We start from the raw sequence: 18,924 nt of genomic DNA, 5'->3' as shown, positions 1-18,924 counted from the left end.
AGAGAACCGGGGCAAAATGTGCTCTGGTCGGGTCAATGACGCCGCCCGATCTCAGCCTCCCGAATGACGTAGAGACGCTGAAAGCCATGGTGCTTGCCATGGCCGAGAAAGCGGCCCGCGCCGATGCTCTGGAGAGCGAAGTCGCCGATCTCAAGGCCCGCAACGCCGATGCCGATGCGCGCATCGAGCGGCTGACGCAAATCCTGAAGGCCTTCGACCGCGCCCGGTTCGGCCGACGATCGGAGAAGCTCGGCTCGGCGAACGGCGACGATGAACAGCAGGCCCTCGTCTTCGAGGAGATCGAGACCGGCATCGCCGCGATCAAGGCCCAGGTCAGCAAGGGCCGTGCGCAGGCGGATGGCAAGCGTGCACCGCGTCGGCGCAAGGGCTTTGCGCCCCATCTGGAACGGATCGAAACCGTCATTGAGCCGGAAGAGCTGGCTGAGCATGCCGGCAAGCAGAAGGTGCTGATCGGCGAGGACGTGTCGGAGCGCCTGGATGTGGTGCCGGCGAAGTTCCGGGTGATCGTCACGCGCCGTCCCAGGTATGCCTTCAAGAACGCGGACGGCGTCATCCAGGCGCCGGCCCCGGCCCATATCATTGAAGGAGGCATTCCGACGGAAGCGCTTCTGGCCCAGATAGCCGTCGCCAAATATGCCGATGGCCTGCCGCTCTACCGGCAGGAGGCTATCTACGCCCGCGATCATGTCGAGCTCGACCGCCAGCTGATGGCGCAATGGATGGGCAAGCTCGGCTTCGAGCTCGAGATCGTGGCCGACTACATCTTCAGCGAGGTCAAGAAGGCCGAACGGGTCTTTGCCGACGAAACCACTTTGCCGACGCTCGCTCCGGGCTCCGGATCGACAAAGACGGCCTACTTATGGGCCTATGCCCGGGATGACCGAACCTTTGGCCGCAGCGGTCCCCCGATGGTGGCTTATCGCTTCGAAGACAGCCGCTCCGGCGAATGCGCGGTCCGCCATCTCAATGGTTATCGCGGCATCCTGCAAGTGGATGGCTATGCCGCCTATAACAAGCTCGCGCGATCCGATCGCGGCAATGATGGCATCACATTGGCTGGCTGCTGGTCACACTGCAGACGCAAGTTCTACGAGCTGCATGTTGCAGGGAGCTCGGAAGTGGCAACGGCGACGGTCGAGCGGATGGCAAGGCTCTGGCAGGTCGAGAAGACCGTGCGCGGTCAAAGCCCCGACGCTCGCGTTGCCGCGCGCCGGCAAGCCTCCGCGGCGATCGTCGCAGATCTCTTCGATCTCTGGCAGCAGACCTTGCGGCGGATCTCCGGCAAATCAAAACTGGCTGAGGCGATCCGCTATGCCGTCTCGCGGCGTGCCATCTTCGAACGCTTCCTGACCGATGGTCGCATCGAGCTCGACTCCAACGTCGTCGAACGCGCCATCAGGCCACTAACAATCACGAGAAAGAATAGCCTCTTCGCTGGCAGCGACGGCGGCGGACGAACCTGGGCGACCATCGCAACGCTGCTGCAGACGGCGAAAATGAACAACGTCGATCCGTTCGCCTGGCTCGCCTTAACACTTCAGCGTATCGCCAACGGCTGGCCGAGCAGCCAAATCGACGCGCTTATGCCATGGAACCACGCAGCCTGACGGCCTCAGCTTGCCGCTTACGGTCGAGAGCACGGTCGAGCGCACGGTCTTGGGGCCCATCGGCGCATCGGGGACAAAGGCGCGTTTACGCCACTTGGCTACGGACTTCTGATTAAGACCGCGCTGGGCGGCTAATTCTTTGAGCGAAGCCTTCGATCGCTGTATTGCCGCTCGGATGGCGTGCGTGGTCGTGGCGCTGCCATGGAGTATCTGGCCCATAGGTCCTCCCGGAATGAGGGATCAGCATGGCTGATTCCCCCACACCCAGGGACCAGACATCTAGTGCGACCCGCGCCGGAACTGGACTCCAACCGCAAGATGTCCTGCGTGGCATGATGGCAAGGGAAAGTGCCAGGCTGCCTCGCCTTAATCAACGCATGCACGCAATCTCATAATTGAACGGTTCACTCAGCTTCTTCTTTGTGCGGCATTCAACTGCCAACGCTAGTAGTTACTGTGAGAACGATCCCGAACTATCAGTTCGCGTGAAGCATTAGCAAGGTGACATGTCTCGCGGCATCATTGACCACTTGCGTGAGGTGCTCGACAACAGTTCGGTTCTCACCGGCACCGACATCGACGCGCGCTATTACCATGATCTGGCGGGCAAGGCAGTCGCCAAGCCGCGTGCGGTCGTCCGTCCAAGGACGACCGAGCAAGTCTCGGACTTACTTCGGCTCTGTCACCAGAAGAAAGTTCCGCTGACGACGCAGGGCGGCATGACCGGCTTGGTGCGCGGCGCACTTCCAAACGCGAATGAAATCGTCCTGTCGATGGAGCGATTGAATGCGATCGAAGAGGTGGATACCTCGGCACGCGTAGTCATTGCGCAAGCGGGCACCCCGCTGCAAAGCATCCAGGAACGGGTCGAGCAGGAAGGGCACATATTTCCGCTTGATCTCGGCGCACGCGGTAGCTGCACCATCGGCGGCAACATTTCGACTAATGCCGGCGGTAATCGAGTAATTCGCTATGGCATGACACGCGATCTCATACTCGGCCTCGAAGTCGTTATCGCCGATGGAACGGTCCTGCATGGCTTGCGCAGACACCTCAAGAACAACACTGGCATCGACTTGAAACAGCTTTTCATTGGCAGTGAAGGCATCCTTGGCGTGATAACGCGAGCCGCATTGCGCGTCTTTCCGGCACCGACGGAGCAACAAGTGGCGCTTTGCGCCCTGCATTCCTTTGCGCAGGTCTCTTCATTCCTCAATATGGCGCGCCGACATCTCGACGGAGAACTGACTGCATTCGAGGTCATGTGGAATGAGTACTACCGCCTCACCGTGGAGCGAGTGAAGGGCGTGGTGGGGCCGCTGACCGCCGATCATCCCTTCTATGTTCTGCTCGAGGCGGCCGGCAACAATGCGGACAGAATCCATGCTGATCTTGAGGAGCTGCTTGAGGCCGCATTGGGCGTGAACGTGATACTTGAGGCGACGCTCTCGAACTCGAAGGCATCTGCATCGGCGATTTGGCGTATCCGCGATTCTTCGCTGGAACTTGGCCGTACCTTCCCCTATGCCTCCCGTATCGGATTCGACGTCAGCCTTCGCATCGACTGCATGGATGAATATGCGAAGGCGATTGATGCGCGCATCAAGGCTATCGACGCCGGTGCGTTCGCGATGGTCTTCGGTCACGTAGGCGATGGCAACTTGCATTTAGATCTGCATCACGAGGACACGCCTTCCAAGCGGGAGGATTTCGAGAAGCTTGTTTATCAGATCACTGGCGAATTCGGCGGGTCAATCTCTGCCGAACATGGTATTGGCGTCTTGAAGCGGCCATATCTAAAAATTAGTCGGACGCAGGAGGAAATCGAGACCATGCGTGCGCTCAAGCGCGCGATCGACCCAAACAACATTCTGAATCCGGGGCGGATCTTCACAATGTGAAAAGGTGGGTGAATAGAGCCGCTATGTCGAGCTGCGTTGGCTTCGCGATTGTCTGATAGGTAGCACCCGCTCTTGGATTTAGATCTCGTCAAGCGGGGCTCTGTTTGTTTTCCGCACGTTGCAGGAGAGGTTAGAACATTCGCGCGCTCGCGCGCCAGCCCTGGAGCCGCTTCTGCAGCAGTGAAACAGACGAATAAACAAGGGGGAAGCAGGCCGATGCACCAATGAACCACTTTGATGTTCGGATACAAGGCTGCGCCATGAACTGAGCAAAAGAAAAATCGAAGTCCGTGCATGTCGAAAAAGTCTGGTTGATCTCGCAACTATCTTCCATCTCGAGCCGCTCGATGGCAATCGTTATCGCGGTGACATTCCAGAAACCGGCTCGCAGTGGGTATTCGGCGGCCACATCATTGGGCAAGCGATGGCAGCGGCATGCAGCACCGTGACAGGCCGGCTACCGCATTCGCTGCACAGCCATTTCCTAAAGCCCGGCGATCCGCAGGAGCCCATCATCTACCGAGTCGAAGCTCTGCGCGACGGCAGGAGCTATTCGTTCCGGCGCGTCACCGCCGTTCAGTGCGGTGACGCGATATGCTCTATCATGGTGTCGTTTCAAATCGAAGAGCAGGGGTCCTTAGATCATCAGGACGAGATGCCGGACGTGTCGCCACCGGAAAGACTTGCTGCAGAACAATTAGCCAAACAGCCCGTGTTTGTTGAAACGCCAGAATTTATTCGCCGCTATTATGGCATTGAGTTGCTCACGGTTGAGACCGGTCGCTATTTCGGTCAGAAGCTCGACAACGGCCGCACCCATGTTTGGATCAAGACCGCCGCGAAGCTGCCCGACAATCCAACGTTGCATATATGCGCGCTGGCTTATGTCTCCGATTACCCTTTACTCGACGCGGTAACTGCTCGCTATGGCAGCCCGCCATTCGACAAGCGGATGATAAGTGCAAGCCTCGATCACACAATGTGGTTTCACCGGGGGGGGCGCGCGGACGAGTGGCTACTTTATGCGCAGGAATCCCCGAGCGCGTACGCTGGTCGTGGTCTTACGCGGGGGTTGATCTTTGAGGCAGGCGGCTCGCTAGTGGCATCTGTAGCTCAGGAAGGTTCCGTGCGCGAGCGACGTTAGGGCGTTACACGTGCCGAAGCAATCATCGTTGAAGAATCCCTTCGCCAAGGGTGTCCTCGAGCGCCGACCACGTTCATCCACGCGGCATCCTCGTGTTGCGGCTACTGGTCTAGACCCGACACGATGGCACAGCGATAGTGAAGCGCTCGAGGATCGCTTGCGCCGGCCGAGCCTGAGAACCCGCCTTCTATTTGAGCATGCGAAACTGCACGCTGCCCGGGCCCAATGACTACGCTCATTGGTCGGGAACCGCCTTGAGCGCCTAGGTGTTTAGTCCCGGCATTTGCTGGAGCGGGTTGAGTTTGAATCGTTCCGGCTGGGAAGTCCAGCATTTGCAGATGTATTCGTAGGGTGTGAGGCCCTTCAGGGTCTTCAGCCGCTGAGCGTAGTTGTAGGCGTTGATGAAGTCGGCAAGGTGAGCTTCGAGCTGATCGTGTCGATCGTAATGGTAGCGTTGAACGGTCGCTTCCTTGATCGTGCGGTTCATGCGCTCGACCTGGCCATTGGTCCAGGGATGCTTGATCTTGGTCAGCCGATGTTCGATGCCGTTTTCCTGGCATCGCATATCGAACATATGCATCACGTATCGTGCCGTTGGGCCGTCGGCGTAGCGCGGCGGGAAGGTGAACTGGATCCCATTGTCGGTGAGAGCCGTGTGGATCTTGTAGGGGACAGCCGCGATCAGAGCTTCGAGGAAGGCCGAGGCTGAGGTCCTTCCCGTCTTCTTGACCAGTTGCACGAAGGCGAACTTGCTGGTGCGATCGATTGCGACGTAGAGGTAGAGCTTGCCTTCAGCGGTCTGGAGCTCAGCGATGTCGATGTGGAAATAGCCGATCGGATAGGCCTTGAACTTCTTCTTCGAAGGCTTGCCGCCTTCCACCTCCGGCAATCGGCTGATGCCGTGGCGCTGGAGGCAGCGATGCAGGGATGACCGCGTCAGATGCGGGATGGTTGGCTGCAGTGCATAGAGACAATCGTCGAGCGGCAGCAGCGTATGCCGCCGGAACGCGACGATGATCGCCTCCTCCTCGATGGAAAGGACTGTCGACTTGGCTTCCTTGGGGCCTGTCGAACGATCGGCGACAGTCTCGCGCTGCCTCCACTTCGCGACAGTCTTCTGGTTGATCCCGTAGCGCTTGGTGAGGGCTCTCAGGCTCTCTTGACTATTTTGTATTGCTCGACGGACCGCCTCCGTCGTGGTGGCGCAGCCGTGTAAAACCTGTCCCATAGCGCATCCTTCGAATCGTGCGACAAGAATGCACCATCAAAGCTTGGGACTAAACACCTAGCGGGTGTGATCTCGCCGTTGCCCAGTACCTCAACGGCGGACAATATGCTTGAGCGAGCCCGGACGTCACCCGCGAGAGCAAGCACACCCGTATTCAATACGCGAAGTTCGCTGACGATCTGGTTATATTGATCGACGCCTACAAACGTCATGACTGGCTGATCGGAGCCGTGATCAAACGGTTGCAGGAGGAGTTTGCCAAACTGAACGTAGAAATCAATGACGAAAAGAGTCGCATGGTCGACCTGGAACGAGGCGAGAGATTCGGCTTTCTCGAGCTCGACTTCCTCTATCTCCGCTTTGCGCGGAAGGATGCGGCCGCACCATACGCCCAAGCTCAAGAACCGGACAGCGCCTTTGAGGGACTTGAAGGAGGTGTTTCGCCGACACCGATCGCAACCGATCGACAGGGTGATGAACCTGGTCAATTCGAAGCTCCGGGGATGGGTGAATTACTTCGCGGTTGGGGACTCAATCGAGTGCTTCCGCTACGTCAAAAAGCGGATAGAGAAAAAGGTCAGGCACCATATCGCGCATGCTCGCAAACGACAGGGCTTCTGCTGTGGGCGGTGGAACAGTTCGTGGTTGTACAAGACCCTGAAGCTGTTCAATGACTACGAGGCGAAATACGATACGACGAAAGTCGCACCAACATGATAGGTCTCATAGCCCTTGAACTGAAGCAAATGGGGGCGCGCAGTGCGGGAAATCTGCATGCTGCGTGCGAGGGGGCTGGAAACGTGCATGGCCACGAATGCATGGCCGTGCGGCGCGCCAGCCCTCGAACGCGCTCAGCGCAATTATGGTCAAGCAGATCTGCCATCTTCGAGGAAGCGAAGTCATCCCAGAGCATCAGCATGTAGTTGATTGGCTCGAATACCTCGGAGGAGCGCAAGAGGGTTTTGAGTTCTCAGCAACATGTCCTCGAGAAGCAGCTTGTGTCTTCCCTGGCACCCGGTGCTCCGCTCGTCGGCTGCGCGGCCCTCGATGGCGCGCTCGATCTCGACCAACGCATTGAGGCGGCCGACCGCCCCCAGTGCGTTCGGAGAAATCGGTTTGCCCTTGCTATCATATCGAGCAGTTTCTTGATGTCCAGCGAGTTTGAAGAAGCTTGCCGCGAATGGGCAAACTAAAACGGTGGGCGCAATCGGCGCGCCTCGTTGTACGATAGCTCCGCCTGCACGCTGGTAGCCAGCGCTTCGGCTCAGCCGCGCCCCACGCTCAGCCTGAGCGCCGCCAGAGCGCTGGCAAGATCCGATGAAAGATCGTCCGGCTTCGATGTCACGAAGCGACTGAATTAGACTAAGCAGCAGATTCAAACGGCAAAACGGGTACCGACCGCATCGGGTGTTGGGGCTCCGGAGGGGTACGCCAATTGATCCCGGACGATAGATAGCTATGCGCCGGATAGACCGTATGACGAGTAGGGATCGGTCGTTCCGCCGCATAAAGACGGTTCAGTGTGCCTAGCTCCGACTCGATATGATTGCGTTTACGAAACGCGGCGGGCGAAACGAAGCCTTGTTTGAATGCATCGAAATGAGCGCACTGTTCATGCGCTCTTTTCGTCAACTCTATCCGATTTGGTAGCTGTCTGAGCGGTCTAGCCAGTGGTTTAGTCTTTAGCGCGCTGCTCATGGGTAAGAAGCGCCCCCTTAGCTCTTTCTTGCATATTCGATAATAGCTGCTTAGGAGCAAGGGGCATTTTGGAACGTGGCAGGAATCTACGCGTAGGACAATAGCGCATTCGTTGACGTCGTTTTCAAGATCGGAAACGTCAATTGGTCACACTGCAACTATACTCGTCTGTGTTTGGGGGTGTCAGTGGCATTGGTCGCCGAACACAGCGAAGCCGCGGTAACGGTCTCTGCAGCCGACTGCGGTTGCGGGAGCCAGCAAGGCAACAAAATAGAGTTATCGATGGAAGTCTTATCGCATCTGCGGGTCGTCGAAATCGGCAGCTCGGCTGGGACCAGCTATTGTGCCCGGTTATTCGCTGATTTCGGCGCCGATGTTCAAAAGGTCGAACCGCCGGCAGGTGATCCACTTCGCCAGAGCGCGCCTCTTACGCCTGGTGGGCAGAGCGCATGGTTCGCATTCTTGAATTTCAATAAGTCGAGCGTTGTCATTGATCCCACCGAGCCAGATGCGATCACGCGCCTAACGGCCTTGATTGAAGATTGCGACATTTTGATCGATGGACGCGATGTTGATGCCGCTGACTGCCCAGAGATTGATATTAGCGGCATCCGGAAACGACGATCCGGCTTGATCTATCTCGAAGCCAGCTGGTTCGGCGGCGAGGGGCCATATGCGAAATTTGCCGCGACTGATTCTACGGTGCGCGCACTCGCCGGTCTCGTGAAGCTGGTCGGCCCGTGCGATGGCCCTCCCTCGCACGCACCGGATTTTCAGACGGGTATCGTTGCTGGTCTATGGGGCTTCATCGCGGCTGCGTCTTCGGCGTTTGCGCGCATGCAGGGGGAGGCGGGTCGGTCGTGGTCGCTCAGCATTTTCGAAGCGACGCTCACGCCGACCGAGTACCTGATGTTCGACGCGTTTGCGCGCGGCGACGTGATGCGTCGGATCGGAATTAATCGCTTTTGGCCGAATTTTCCGGTTGGCATCTATGAGACCAAAAAAGGGTGGCTCGGCGTTTCAGCAGTTACTCCAAAACAGTGGCGCAAATTCTGCGAATTACTTTGCCTCTCTGAGTTGCGCGACCATCGAGATCTAGTGTCCAACGAAGGTCGTCTGAAAAACATGGATCATATCGACCGACAGTTAATTCCGAGGTTGAAGACGCGGACGGCCCAGGAGTGGTTTGCGGAGGGGGTGAAGCGCAAACTTCCACTGGTCCCAGTGCCGCAATTGTCTGATTTACTACAGGATGTAGAAAAGCTGGCGAGCGGTGCAATCGTGCGAGTTCGGTTTGGCCAAGAAGAGGGGCGGACCGTTGGTTCGATGCAGCGGCTGACATTGACGCCGCCACGTCCGGGCGGGCAGGTTCCGGCCGTTGGCAAACAACAACATCACTGTGATGTACGAACAGCCGAGCCGACCTTTCCGCGATCTTTGCTGGGCTGCACCGATGGCTACCGGTTACCCCTGCTAGGGGTCCGCGTGGTGGATTTCACGATGGGCTGGGCAGGACCATTATGTACGCGTACGCTCGCTGATCTCGGTGCGGAGGTTATCAAGATCGAGGCGATCCAATACCCGGATTGGTGGCGCGGCGTTGACAGGCCCCCTGGCTACGTTGAAGATCGGATGTACGAAAGGGCGCTGTGCTTCTGCATTATGAACCGTAACAAGCGCGGAATCACGCTGGATTTGAAGCACCCGGAAGGACTCGCCCTTACGAAGCGGCTGTTGGCAAAAGCCGATATTGCCGTCGGCAATTATTCAATCGACGTGTTGCCGAAGCTGGGGCTTGGCTACGACGTGCTTAGGGCTCTCAATCCTCGGCTGGTCATGATGTCGATGTCGGCCTTCGGGTCGTACAGCGTCCATCGCGATTGCCGGGCGTATGGTTCGACGCTGGAGCAGGGCTCAGGGCTTCCCAACGTGGTCGGAAGCGCGGGTGGACTGCCGGTCATGAGCCACATCGCTTTCGGTGACCCCGTTGGCGGATTGAATGGCTGCGCTGCAGTTCTGGTTGCGTTGATTCACGCGCGCAAGACCGGAAAAGGCCAATTCATTGATCTGGCGCAAGTCGAATGCATGATGCCGTTCGTGGCACCATGGATCACCGCGCACTCCATCGATGGCATGCCGCCGCCCAGATATGGAAATCGTCACCCCCAGCACGTCCCACATGGCTGTTTCCGATGTGCGGGTGAAGACAACTGGATCGTAGTAACCGCTACCGACGCAGGCATGTGGCAGAGGCTTGCCACCATTATTGGCAGGCCGGACTGGGCCAACGACCCGTCTCTGAACTCACCCGAAGCCCGCCGCGTCATCGAGGATGATATCGAGAGAGGTATCGAAGCCTGGACGCTCGCCCGCGATGCGGATCAAGCCATGTTTGAGTTGCAATCGGTAAGGGTTGCCGCCGGTGTCGCCCGCCTTCCAATTGATATGCTCAAGGACCCGCATCTCAGCTCGCGCGCATTTCTGCAGGAAGTGAACCGCGCCTACGTGGGATTGCACCCGCAGCCATCGATGCCAATTCGTGAGAACGCGACGCCCCATCAGATCCGTACAGCGGCGCCAACTCTCGGACAACACAACGCAGAAATCCTATCAGGGCTTCTCGGGCTCTCCGATACGGAGATCGAGCAATTGGCTGCGGATCACATCATCGGCACGTCGATGCTTTCCGAGGCGGAACTCCCCCTTGCTGAACACACCGCGAATTGAAGGGGCTGGCGGTGTTCATAAATGACAAAGATTGGTTGCGAGAAATACACGCATTCCGAACAACCATTTCATACGCTGCTCGTGCGCGGTAGCTGTCGGAACAAGACCACCAGGTGGCGAACTTTGATTGAACCGTCCATACCGGGCAAAGATGGCCAACAATGGCTGGTATGACTCCAGCTAGAGAGGTCCGCGAGCCGCAACTGTTAGCGAGGCAGCATGGTTTGCTATCCTGCCCCAATCGACTCCGACATTTGAAGCATCTTCGCAAGTAGACTTATGACCCGATAGATCACAGCCACTACAAGTCCTGGTAGCTCCCACGTGTTCCCGTCTCAGGTAAATGAGTTGGCAGAAATACTGCGAGGACCGGCGTTCGCGCTAAGCTAAGCGCGCCATTCTTCTAACTATTCGCTTGTCGAAGGAGCGATGCATGGCTGGAGCGAAACGCGAGTCACGCAAATGCAAACCTTAGAAGCGCTTGAATCCGGCGTGCGCACGCATTTACGTTCGTTTCCTGCCACTTTTTGTCGGACGTGCGGCTCAATCATGCTGACAGAGGATGGCCGAAAGGTCATCGACTTCCTCTGCGGCGCTGAAACCCTCAACTCCGGCCATAACAATAGTCGGTTCAAAGCTGCCATTACCGACTATCTGGCGTCGAATGCCGTCGTCCACGGCCTAAACATCGCCACGCCAGCGAAGCTCGAGTTCATGGAGATCTTCAACTCCGTCATACTTCAGAGGCAGAATCTGCAATACCGGTCCCAATTCACAGGGCCAACCGGCGCAAATGCGATCGAGGCAGCAACAAAGCTCTCGCGCAAAGTCTCAGGACGTCAGAACATAATCTTTTCACCGACAGCTATCATGGCATGCGCTTGGGAGCGATCGCCGTCAGAGGTAGTCGCTATTGTGGCAAAGCCAGCGGTGTCTCCTTGTCAGGCGCAACTGACGCGGCCGACTATTTGCAAAAACTGTTAAGAAACGAGAGCAGTGGCGTTGATTATCCGGCTGCCATTCTTCTTGAAAACAGCACAGGGCGAGGGAGGCATAAACCGAGCGCGCAAAGAGTGGCTGCAGTCGATCAAGGCTATCGCAAAGATCGCAGGCGCGCTGCTCATAGTTGACGATATCGAGATGCTGTAGCCGCACAGGCGAGGTTTTTAGGTTCGAGATTTGCCATCTTGTCGCGCGATGTTGTTGTTTGGTCGAACTCACTGAGTGGGTTCGGTCTGCCCTTATTCATGCTGTTGAATAGGGAGGGGCGCGACGGCTTGGCAGCGGGGAGAGCATACCGGCACGTTTCGAGGAAACCTCTGGCGCTGGTATCCGCGACGGCGGCGCTAGACCTATATTGGCGTGATAACATCTTCGCACAGGGGGGCATCGAACGAGAGAAGTATGCGCCGTCGGCTTGAGTCTATAGCAGCCCACTATGGAAACGGAGTCTCCATTCGTGGGCGCGAAATAGCGTTTTGGTTTGATTGTGAAGCGCCCGAACTTGCTGCGCACGCTCGGCATTTGGAAGAGATTGATGGTGGAACGATGTGAACTCGTCGATCAGGTCATCAAATCTCTGCCTGCACTCACGATCGACTCTGAAGCACTCGATGACGGGCTTGAGATATTCGGGCCCTCCTTGGACGAAGCGCTGAAACAGACTAGGCCATGGTGACCCGAGTCAAAACTGGGTGCTCAACAGATGAAAGGAATGCTATGGCGTACGAGACGATCAAGTATGAAGTTGCCGAGAAGATCCTCACGATTACGTTGAACCGTCCGGAGAAGCTCAATGCGTGCAACTCCGTTATGGAGCGCGAAATTGTAGAGGCCTTCGACCGCGCCGACGGAGACAACGACGTCCTTGCGATTATCGTGACCGGCGAAGGCCGGGCCTTCTGCGCTGGCGCTGACCTTTCGCTGGGAGCCGACACGTTCGATCGTGACGCACGGCGTGGGCCAGTGAAACGGCTGCCCGATGGAAAGGTTGATTACAGCGACCCCTCGGTCAGTGACGGCGGCGGAAAAATTGCGATGCGGATCTTCAGGTGTCTGAAGCCTGTAATCGCTGCTGTGAACGGGCCTGCCGTCGGCATGGGCCTCACCATGCAGCTTGCGATGGATATTCGGATTGCGTCCGACGCCGCGCGCTTTGGCTTTGTGTTCTCTCAGCGTGGCTTGGTGTCAGAAGGGGCCTCTAGCTGGTTTCTGCCGCGCGTCGTCGGCATCGCGCAGGCGCTCGAGTGGTCTTACACCGGGCGAATATTTACAGCAAAAGAAGCGTTCGCAGGCCGCCTTGTAAGCAAGATCGTATGTGCCGATCGGCTATTGCCGACCGCACGTGCTCTCGCCCACGAGATCGTGGATAAGACCTCGCCAGTGTCGATCACGATGATCCGGCAGCTGATGTGGCGCATGTTGGGCGCCGATGATCCTATGGAAGCCCACAAGATCGAAAGCCGCACCATGTACGCGCGAGGTCGCTCCGACGACGCCAAGGAAGGCGTCGTGGCGTTCCTGGAGAAGCGGCCGGCGGTATTTAAAGATAGGGTGCCGGCCGATCTGCCGGACTTCTTTCCCTGGTGGAAGGAGCGGGAATACGAATAGCCGTTTGTCTCTCGACGTTCGGCTTGCCGACTCGGCGAGTGAACAGATTAGTTCAACAAAAATAGCAGGATAGGGTGGCGTCCCAAGGCTGGCAGTTGAGAGCGCGGAATTGATCGACTGTTAGTTCAGCCGGCTATCACGGCGCATTAATGGGAAAGCCGCTTATTCGTAGAGAAGGAAGTCTTGTTGAGCAGCTGCGTTTCTAGCTTCGACTGGGGTGTTCGCTTGTAGCCGGATTGATGCAATTGGGACACCTCCAACTCATATGCGCGAGCGCCTGAACTTGATCGTACCGGGTCAATTCCAATTCTCCCTTCCTCACCGGAGTTGGTAGTGGCCAGCTCCATGGCCAAACTTGTACCCTGTACTTGCCGCCCAGACTCTGATGCTGCTGATCAAGATAGGATAAGTGAGATGAAGCGCATAGTTAACCCTTTAAACGTCTCGCGCTTCCTTCGAGGATATGACGAAGCCGCCGCTCAGAAAGGCATCAAGCTTTCGATAGGGTTTGATTTTCACAAGTATGTATCGATTACAGAAGCGCTAGCAACTAAACCGCCGACATATCCCACGTTCCGTCCGGATCGCTCGCCCATTGAAACAGGGGAGGGATACTGGATGATCGGTCTCGACAGGAACAATGAAGTCGTGCTTGTGCAGGCTGCGCGCTTGTATGACCTTTCGTACAGCAATTTTGCAGAGCATCTCGAATCACTGAGGGCCTTCTATGCCGATCCTGCGACACAGGCACACCCGCAGGATCGTTGTAGTTGCACGGCGCCAAGTGCCAGGAAGATTAATGGAAAAGTCGCGTACCATGGGGACTTTTGGTTGCGCAAAGACTTTCGAGGACAGGGCATGCCTGAGATCATGGCTGCGGTATTGCGTGGCGTGTCGTTCTCGATGTGGACTCCCGACTTCCTCGTCGGACTTCCAGAGCGCTGGCTACTATCTAAGGGCGTTCTTGCGCAATACGGACATTTGCATTGGGAGGCAGGTGGATCGGTGCTGCATCTGGTACAAGAGAATATCGTAGCCGACGATCTCATTGCCTGGTTAACCGGTGACGAGTTGGAGGGTCTTGTCAATCGCCACGACAGAAGCGAGGTGGCGTTGTGCGCGTGAGTATCGACATCAAATCTTCGGAGAGGGAATAAGTCGCGCGAACCGCGTGCTTATCAACGCTCCGGCTTAGACAGGGCAGGCGGTATGAAACTGTCGGCGACTCGCCATTCTACCGCGAAAGTGTCAGCGGCCGGCGGGACGGCGGACTAGTCAGCATATCTGGTAAAGGGGCGGTAGGGGAAAGAGCGGCTGAAATAGGAATACCAGTACTCTGGGCACTCGCAATTGGGAGGTGAGGACTGCTCGGCGAAGGTGAGCAACTCGGCCTCGGTCAACTGATAGCGTGAAATTGCGTACCGGTGAGGTTCGATATGGTGGGCCCCCCCCTTGGGCAAAAATCAAAAGATAATTTCGCTCGCGCGCGGCGAGTGTTCCCTGACGGGACGTCGCGAGTGACGGTCGAGCGGAATCCGGAGCCGGTATACATCGAACGCGGCATCGGTAGTTATCTGTTCGATGTCGACGATAACCGCTTTCTGGATCTCAATGGTAACTTTACCGCGTTAATACACGGCCACGCTTTTGCGCCCGTGGTGGAAGCGCTGACGCGCCAGCTTCAGCGCGGTACTTGTTTCGCGAATCCGACCGAGAGCGAGATCGAGCTTGCCGAATTACTTTGTCGCCGCATTCCGCACGTCGAGCGGGTGCGCTTTGTCAGCACCGGAACCGAGGCCGTGCTGTTTGCGATCAAGGCGGCGCGTGCCTACACCGGTCGTTCGAAAGTCGCCAAGCTCGAGGGCGCATACCATGGCGCTTACGATTGGGTTGAGGTGAGCGTCGCGGCAACCCCAGACAATTGGGGTGATGCGGCAGCGCCTAGGTCGACCGCGTTCTATCGCGGTATGCCTGCGAGCGTGCTGGACGAAGTTGTTGTGCTCAGGTTTAATGATACCGAGAACGCGTGCAAATTGCTGTCGTTTCATGGGCGCAGCCTGGCTGCAGTCATTTTAGATCCGATGCCAAGCCGCGGTGGTCTTACTGCGCCGAAACCGGAATTTATTGCCGCGGTACAGGACACGGCCCGTAAGAATGGCGTTCTAGTCATTGCTGATGAGGTTTTAAATCTCCGGCAGAGTTTCCGAGGTGCTTCCGCCTTGTATGGTCTTGTTCCGGACCTCATGACTATGGGCAAAATCATAGGTGGTGGTTTGCCAATTGGAGCAATCGGAGGGCGCCAGGAAGTGATGAAAGTATTCGACGCCTCAGCCGGCCGGCCGCTACTTCCGCAAGGCGGGACATTTTCCGCCAATCCACTGTCCATAACAGCTGGTCTTGCTGCAATGGAGCATCTGGATCATGCGGCCTTCGCAAAGCTTGACGAGCTCGGGCGTGTTGTTCGGGACGGGGTTGCCCGAGCCATCTCAAAACAGAGGGCGCCGCTCTGCATCACGGGAGCCGCCTCTCTCTTTCGCATTCATCCGACAGCGGTGGCTCCGAAGGACAATCGCGAAGCCTATCCCGCTCCCAGCGCATCTCAACTCATGAAGCAGCTTGGCGACTTCTTTGTGGAAAACGGCGTTATGTTCCCGAATGCCGCCGCTGCTTCAATGTCAACAGCCATGACCCGCGCCGATGCTGAGCTCGTCGTCGAGGTATTTGGAGGCTTTCTCGACAGCCATCGAGTGTGCTGGACAGTATAGGCGAACTACTCGTGGCGCCAGCGAGGGAAGGCGCGATGTTGTGCCGACTCGCGAGTGAGCCCGCGGTCCAGAGATCGCGAGCACTTTTCGATCGTGCAACGGAAGCGGTCACTCTTCGCGCGAAAAATGGCAGTGAAGGACAGCTTTGTGAGTATGGCTACGTGTTTGGATAGGAAGTGGCTTCACGGCGACTCGTGTCGCTGCAAGCATGTTACGATCTGTAGACATTGGATGCTTGATGCTACGGGTATCTGCAAAAAAAGCTGGTGCGTGCGCACGTGACGGTCTGCGAATTTCGGGCGGTCTTGAAGGGTGTGCTCGCGATACGACAGTCTGTCGTTCAGTAGACGTTGCAAACGGTCGCGGCTCCGCAAAGCTTCATCTCACAAGGCGCCCAGCCAATAGAGGACTTAACTCGCGGTGACGCCCATTTGCCTCAAAAAAGAGGGGCCAACGACTTGCTAGCTCATCCTCAAGGTGCCGCTTACTCGCAGTCGTGAGCGCTGCAAGGCCCCTCTGATCTAATAGCTGCCAGCTGAACCTGCGACGTGTAAATTCGCGCTAGCTTATAAGATCCATCAAAGGTGTTTCTCCAGATGTAGAGAGTCCGCCCGACTTCGCCAAGTCGCGGTACTGCGCCATGTCGGCGGCTTGGAGCGCACGCCTGCAGAAGGAACGGAGAACGACATGAAACAGCAGATCGAGCCTCCTGAAGGTGCTCGTCCGAAACGACACTTTCGGAACACTGCGTATGTCATTAATAAGAGCAGGCCGTTCTTTGATGCAGCTCACACCGCTGGTCTCATGGCTGTTCAAGGACGTTCTACGGCTGGGCGCGCATTTGCGCTAGGCACCGGTCCACTTGATGATCGGCGCGAGATTATTGAATTTGTGCGGTGTTCCTATTTGGGACTGGACAATCATCCCGTGATTGTAGCTGGAGCGATCGACGCAATAGAGGCACATCGATCGCTACACTGGTCTTGCGCGCGAACCCGCCTCAATTTCGATTTCTTGGCAGAGCTCGAGGTCAATCTGTCGAACATGTTCCGCGCGCGTGTGATCGCGTTTTCGACCGTCATGCTCGCAAATTTAGGCGCCATGCCAATTCTTGCGTCTGGCGTGTTGACAGAAGGCACGAATCCGGTCGTCGCGTTTGATCGTCACGCGCATCTCTCGCTCGCCTATCACAAGCCGGTGGTTGCGGATGAAACGCGAGTGGAAATCATTGCGCACAATGATATTGACGCTCTTGAATCCTTGTGCCGCAAACACCCGGTAGTCGCCTATGTTTGCGACGGTGTTTATTCGATGGGTGGAAACGCGCCCATCAAGGAGCTGCGCGAGCTCCAGGAACGTTATAACCTCTTTCTATACATTGACGATGCACACGGCATATCGCTATTCGGACGCCAAGGCGAAGGATTTGCGCGCACCCAGTTCCCAGAAGGTCTGGGTGATCGCACAATCATAGCGGCCTCGCTCGCCAAGGGATTCGGAGCATCCGGAGGCATGTTGATGTTGGGCACGGCCGAGCAAGAAGCTCTGTTTCGACGTTACTCTATTCCTTATGCATTCTCGGTGGCGCCAAATTTGGCAGCAGTTGGTGCGGCGCTAGGCTCGTGTAAGATCCATCGCTCGGCAGAACTTGGAGAGCGGCAGAGGCAGCTGGGGCAACGCATAAAGGTTTTTGACGGTCGGATCGCTACGATCGAGCAAGGCAGTTCACTTCCAATCCGAATGGTTTCGATAGGATCGGAAGCCAGGGCTGTCGCGGTGGCACGAGAGCTTCTCGACGCGGGCTTTTACACCTCGGTGATCTTCTTTCCGACCGTTGCGCAAGGAAATGCGGGCGTTCGAGTGTGTGTCACGGCAGATCACGACGTCGGCGACATAGAACGGCTGTGTGACTGCATTTTGGACAGAGTCCCTGAGGTCATGTTCAATCAAGCCGCAACGAGTGTGGCCTAATGATTGCCACCCTGCCGACAGGCCAGGAAGCTGGACAGCGGCAACAAGGTGCATCTGGTGGGGCGCGCGGCAGAAATGAGATTCAACTTATCATTGGTTACTATGCGTCTCGCGCGCACCATTGTTCGCTCGCCGAGCACAAAGATCAACTCTCCGTCAGAGTACCATGAACCATGGTAACAGATAAGCTGAAGGAAGGTGGTGATCCGGGCGTTGTACTCGTAACGGGGGGCGCGCGCGGGATCGGACTTGGGATCGTACAACAGTTCTTGGCGGATGGTTATCGAGTAGCCTTCGTGGCGACACAAGCGAAGCAGGTGCAGCATGCGCTGGAGGGTTTTGGCTGCTCGAAAGATCGTATTTGTGCAGGGGTGGTCGACGTCACTCAGCGACCTGAAGTAATTCGGTTTGTTGACCAGGTCAGAAAAAGCTGGGGCAAAATCACCGTTTTAGTTAACAATGCCGGCATCTCTCCAAAACGCGCAGACCAGAACGTCCCCTGGCTCTCGCAGATGTCATCGCAGGAATGGGCAAGGGTCATCGATGTCAATCTAAGTAGTCCGTTCTTTCTCATACGACTCTTAGCGCCATCAATGATTTTAAACGGTTATGGACGCATCATCAACATTGGCTCTCTGGCGGGCCGCGCCGTGCCGATGATCGCGGGTCCTCATTATGCTGCATCGAAGGCTGGTTTAGTCGGGTTAACCCGCGCTGCCGCACGTGATCTCGCTCCATACGGCGTAACGGTCAATTGTATCGCCCCGGGTCGGATTCTCAGTGATCTAACTGGGCCAGCAGAGGCGGCGGTAAACCGCTCCGCCCTCGCCCGCATTCCTGTCGGTCGTTTGGGAACGGCCGAGGAAGTCGCGTGCCTCGCTGCTTTTCTGGCGTCTCCCGGAGCAAGCTTTATTACGGGTGCGACGATCGATATCACAGGTGGCGAGTTCGCCGCCTAACCGATGAGCGTCGTTGCGACGCAATAGCGGACTTTATGTGCCGACTTGAGAGTGGATGGATCGCCTCGTTTGCGAAGGTGCACGACCACAGTACTTCCCCTGTGCTGATGTAGTCGAATTGATGGCGCGCTGCTGTATCACATCACGCCCGGACTTAAACTTGGAAGAAGACCGGCATGGAACGCCCTGGACGAAGGTCGCGACGCGTGTGTCGGAAGTCGGCGGTTTGCAATGTTCCAGACAGCAATGTTCGGGTGAATTGAGTACTATGTTGTCAATCGGCACACGAGCGT

At 57.0% G+C, this 18,924-nt stretch carries 14 protein-coding genes and 1 pseudogene; 12 read left to right on the top strand and 3 right to left on the bottom strand.

Annotated elements, in window-relative coordinates; genetic code table 11:
* The first annotated feature begins 35 nt into the window (after nucleotides 1–35).
* Entirely contained in the window at nucleotides 36–1,628 is a 1,593-nt protein-coding gene (tnpC, locus tag ACVIYL_RS44125) for an IS66 family transposase (RefSeq protein ID WP_253604517.1), read from the top strand.
* 24 nt (nucleotides 1,629–1,652) lie between these two features.
* Here the strand turns inward: tnpC and ACVIYL_RS44120 are convergent.
* Nucleotides 1,653–1,847: pseudogene (locus tag ACVIYL_RS44120) on the bottom strand (IS481 family transposase); the annotation flags it as partial.
* 287 nt (nucleotides 1,848–2,134) lie between these two features.
* On the opposite strand from ACVIYL_RS44120, the gene ACVIYL_RS44115 reads away from it, so the two are divergent.
* A complete protein-coding gene (locus ACVIYL_RS44115; RefSeq protein ID WP_456781659.1) occupies nucleotides 2,135–3,529 on the top strand; it encodes an FAD-binding oxidoreductase in 1,395 nt (464 codons plus the stop codon).
* 130 nt (nucleotides 3,530–3,659) lie between these two features.
* On the opposite strand, the gene ACVIYL_RS44110 is transcribed toward ACVIYL_RS44115, so the two are convergent.
* Nucleotides 3,660–3,950 carry a hypothetical protein gene (locus ACVIYL_RS44110; protein WP_456781658.1) on the bottom strand — a complete coding sequence of 97 codons (291 nt, stop codon included), beginning with the start codon at nucleotides 3,948–3,950 and terminating at the stop codon, nucleotides 3,660–3,662.
* A 3-nt stretch (nucleotides 3,951–3,953) separates the two neighbouring features.
* Here ACVIYL_RS44110 and ACVIYL_RS44105 point away from each other — a divergent pair, with 3 nt between their 5' ends.
* Complete coding sequence (locus ACVIYL_RS44105) at nucleotides 3,954–4,673, top strand: acyl-CoA thioesterase (RefSeq protein ID WP_456781657.1); 720 nt, start codon at nucleotides 3,954–3,956, stop codon at nucleotides 4,671–4,673.
* Nucleotides 4,674–4,935: 262 nt separating this feature from the next.
* Here the strand turns inward: ACVIYL_RS44105 and ACVIYL_RS44100 are convergent, their stop codons facing one another.
* Nucleotides 4,936–5,901 (bottom strand): IS481 family transposase, encoded by a 966-nt coding sequence (locus ACVIYL_RS44100; protein ID WP_456781656.1) that lies wholly within the window; start codon nucleotides 5,899–5,901, stop codon nucleotides 4,936–4,938.
* A 279-nt stretch (nucleotides 5,902–6,180) separates the two neighbouring features.
* On the opposite strand from ACVIYL_RS44100, the gene ACVIYL_RS44095 reads away from it, so the two are divergent.
* The 9 genes from ACVIYL_RS44095 to ACVIYL_RS44055 all read left to right on the top strand — a co-directional run bounded on the left by ACVIYL_RS44095 (nucleotide 6,181) and on the right by ACVIYL_RS44055 (nucleotide 18,631).
* Nucleotides 6,181–6,618 carry a group II intron maturase-specific domain-containing protein gene (locus ACVIYL_RS44095; RefSeq protein ID WP_456781655.1) on the top strand — a complete coding sequence of 146 codons (438 nt, stop codon included), beginning with the start codon at nucleotides 6,181–6,183 and terminating at the stop codon, nucleotides 6,616–6,618.
* Nucleotides 6,619–7,785: 1,167 nt separating this feature from the next.
* A complete protein-coding gene (locus ACVIYL_RS44090; RefSeq protein WP_456781654.1) occupies nucleotides 7,786–10,326 on the top strand; it encodes a CoA transferase in 2,541 nt (846 codons plus the stop codon).
* 462 nt (nucleotides 10,327–10,788) lie between these two features.
* On the top strand, nucleotides 10,789–11,310 hold the full coding sequence (locus ACVIYL_RS44085) for an aminotransferase class III-fold pyridoxal phosphate-dependent enzyme (protein WP_456781653.1): 522 nt from the start codon (nucleotides 10,789–10,791) through the stop codon (nucleotides 11,308–11,310).
* Nucleotides 11,311–11,322: 12 nt separating this feature from the next.
* Complete coding sequence (locus tag ACVIYL_RS44080; protein WP_456781652.1) at nucleotides 11,323–11,475, top strand: hypothetical protein; 153 nt, start codon at nucleotides 11,323–11,325, stop codon at nucleotides 11,473–11,475.
* 570 nt (nucleotides 11,476–12,045) lie between these two features.
* The gene (locus ACVIYL_RS44075; protein WP_456781651.1) at nucleotides 12,046–12,936 is read left to right on the top strand and encodes a crotonase/enoyl-CoA hydratase family protein; all 891 of its coding nucleotides are present in this window, start codon (nucleotides 12,046–12,048) and stop codon (nucleotides 12,934–12,936) included.
* A gap of 414 nt (nucleotides 12,937–13,350) precedes the next feature.
* A complete protein-coding gene (locus ACVIYL_RS44070; RefSeq protein ID WP_456781650.1) occupies nucleotides 13,351–14,061 on the top strand; it encodes a hypothetical protein in 711 nt (236 codons plus the stop codon).
* 311 nt (nucleotides 14,062–14,372) lie between these two features.
* Nucleotides 14,373–15,701: an aspartate aminotransferase family protein gene (locus ACVIYL_RS44065; RefSeq protein ID WP_456781968.1), complete on the top strand. Its 1,329-nt coding sequence runs from the start codon at nucleotides 14,373–14,375 to the stop codon at nucleotides 15,699–15,701.
* Between the two features lie 687 nt (nucleotides 15,702–16,388).
* Nucleotides 16,389–17,672, top strand: a complete 1,284-nt coding sequence (locus tag ACVIYL_RS44060) for an aminotransferase class I/II-fold pyridoxal phosphate-dependent enzyme (protein WP_456781649.1) — start codon at nucleotides 16,389–16,391, stop codon at nucleotides 17,670–17,672.
* 173 nt (nucleotides 17,673–17,845) lie between these two features.
* On the top strand, nucleotides 17,846–18,631 hold the full coding sequence (locus tag ACVIYL_RS44055; protein ID WP_456781648.1) for an SDR family NAD(P)-dependent oxidoreductase: 786 nt from the start codon (nucleotides 17,846–17,848) through the stop codon (nucleotides 18,629–18,631).
* Nucleotides 18,632–18,924 lie beyond the last annotated feature (293 nt).

The sequence above is a fragment of the Bradyrhizobium sp. USDA 3315 genome (assembly GCF_054056795.1).
Note: the sequence above shows the minus strand (reverse complement) of the source record. Positions and strands in the feature narration are given on the sequence as shown.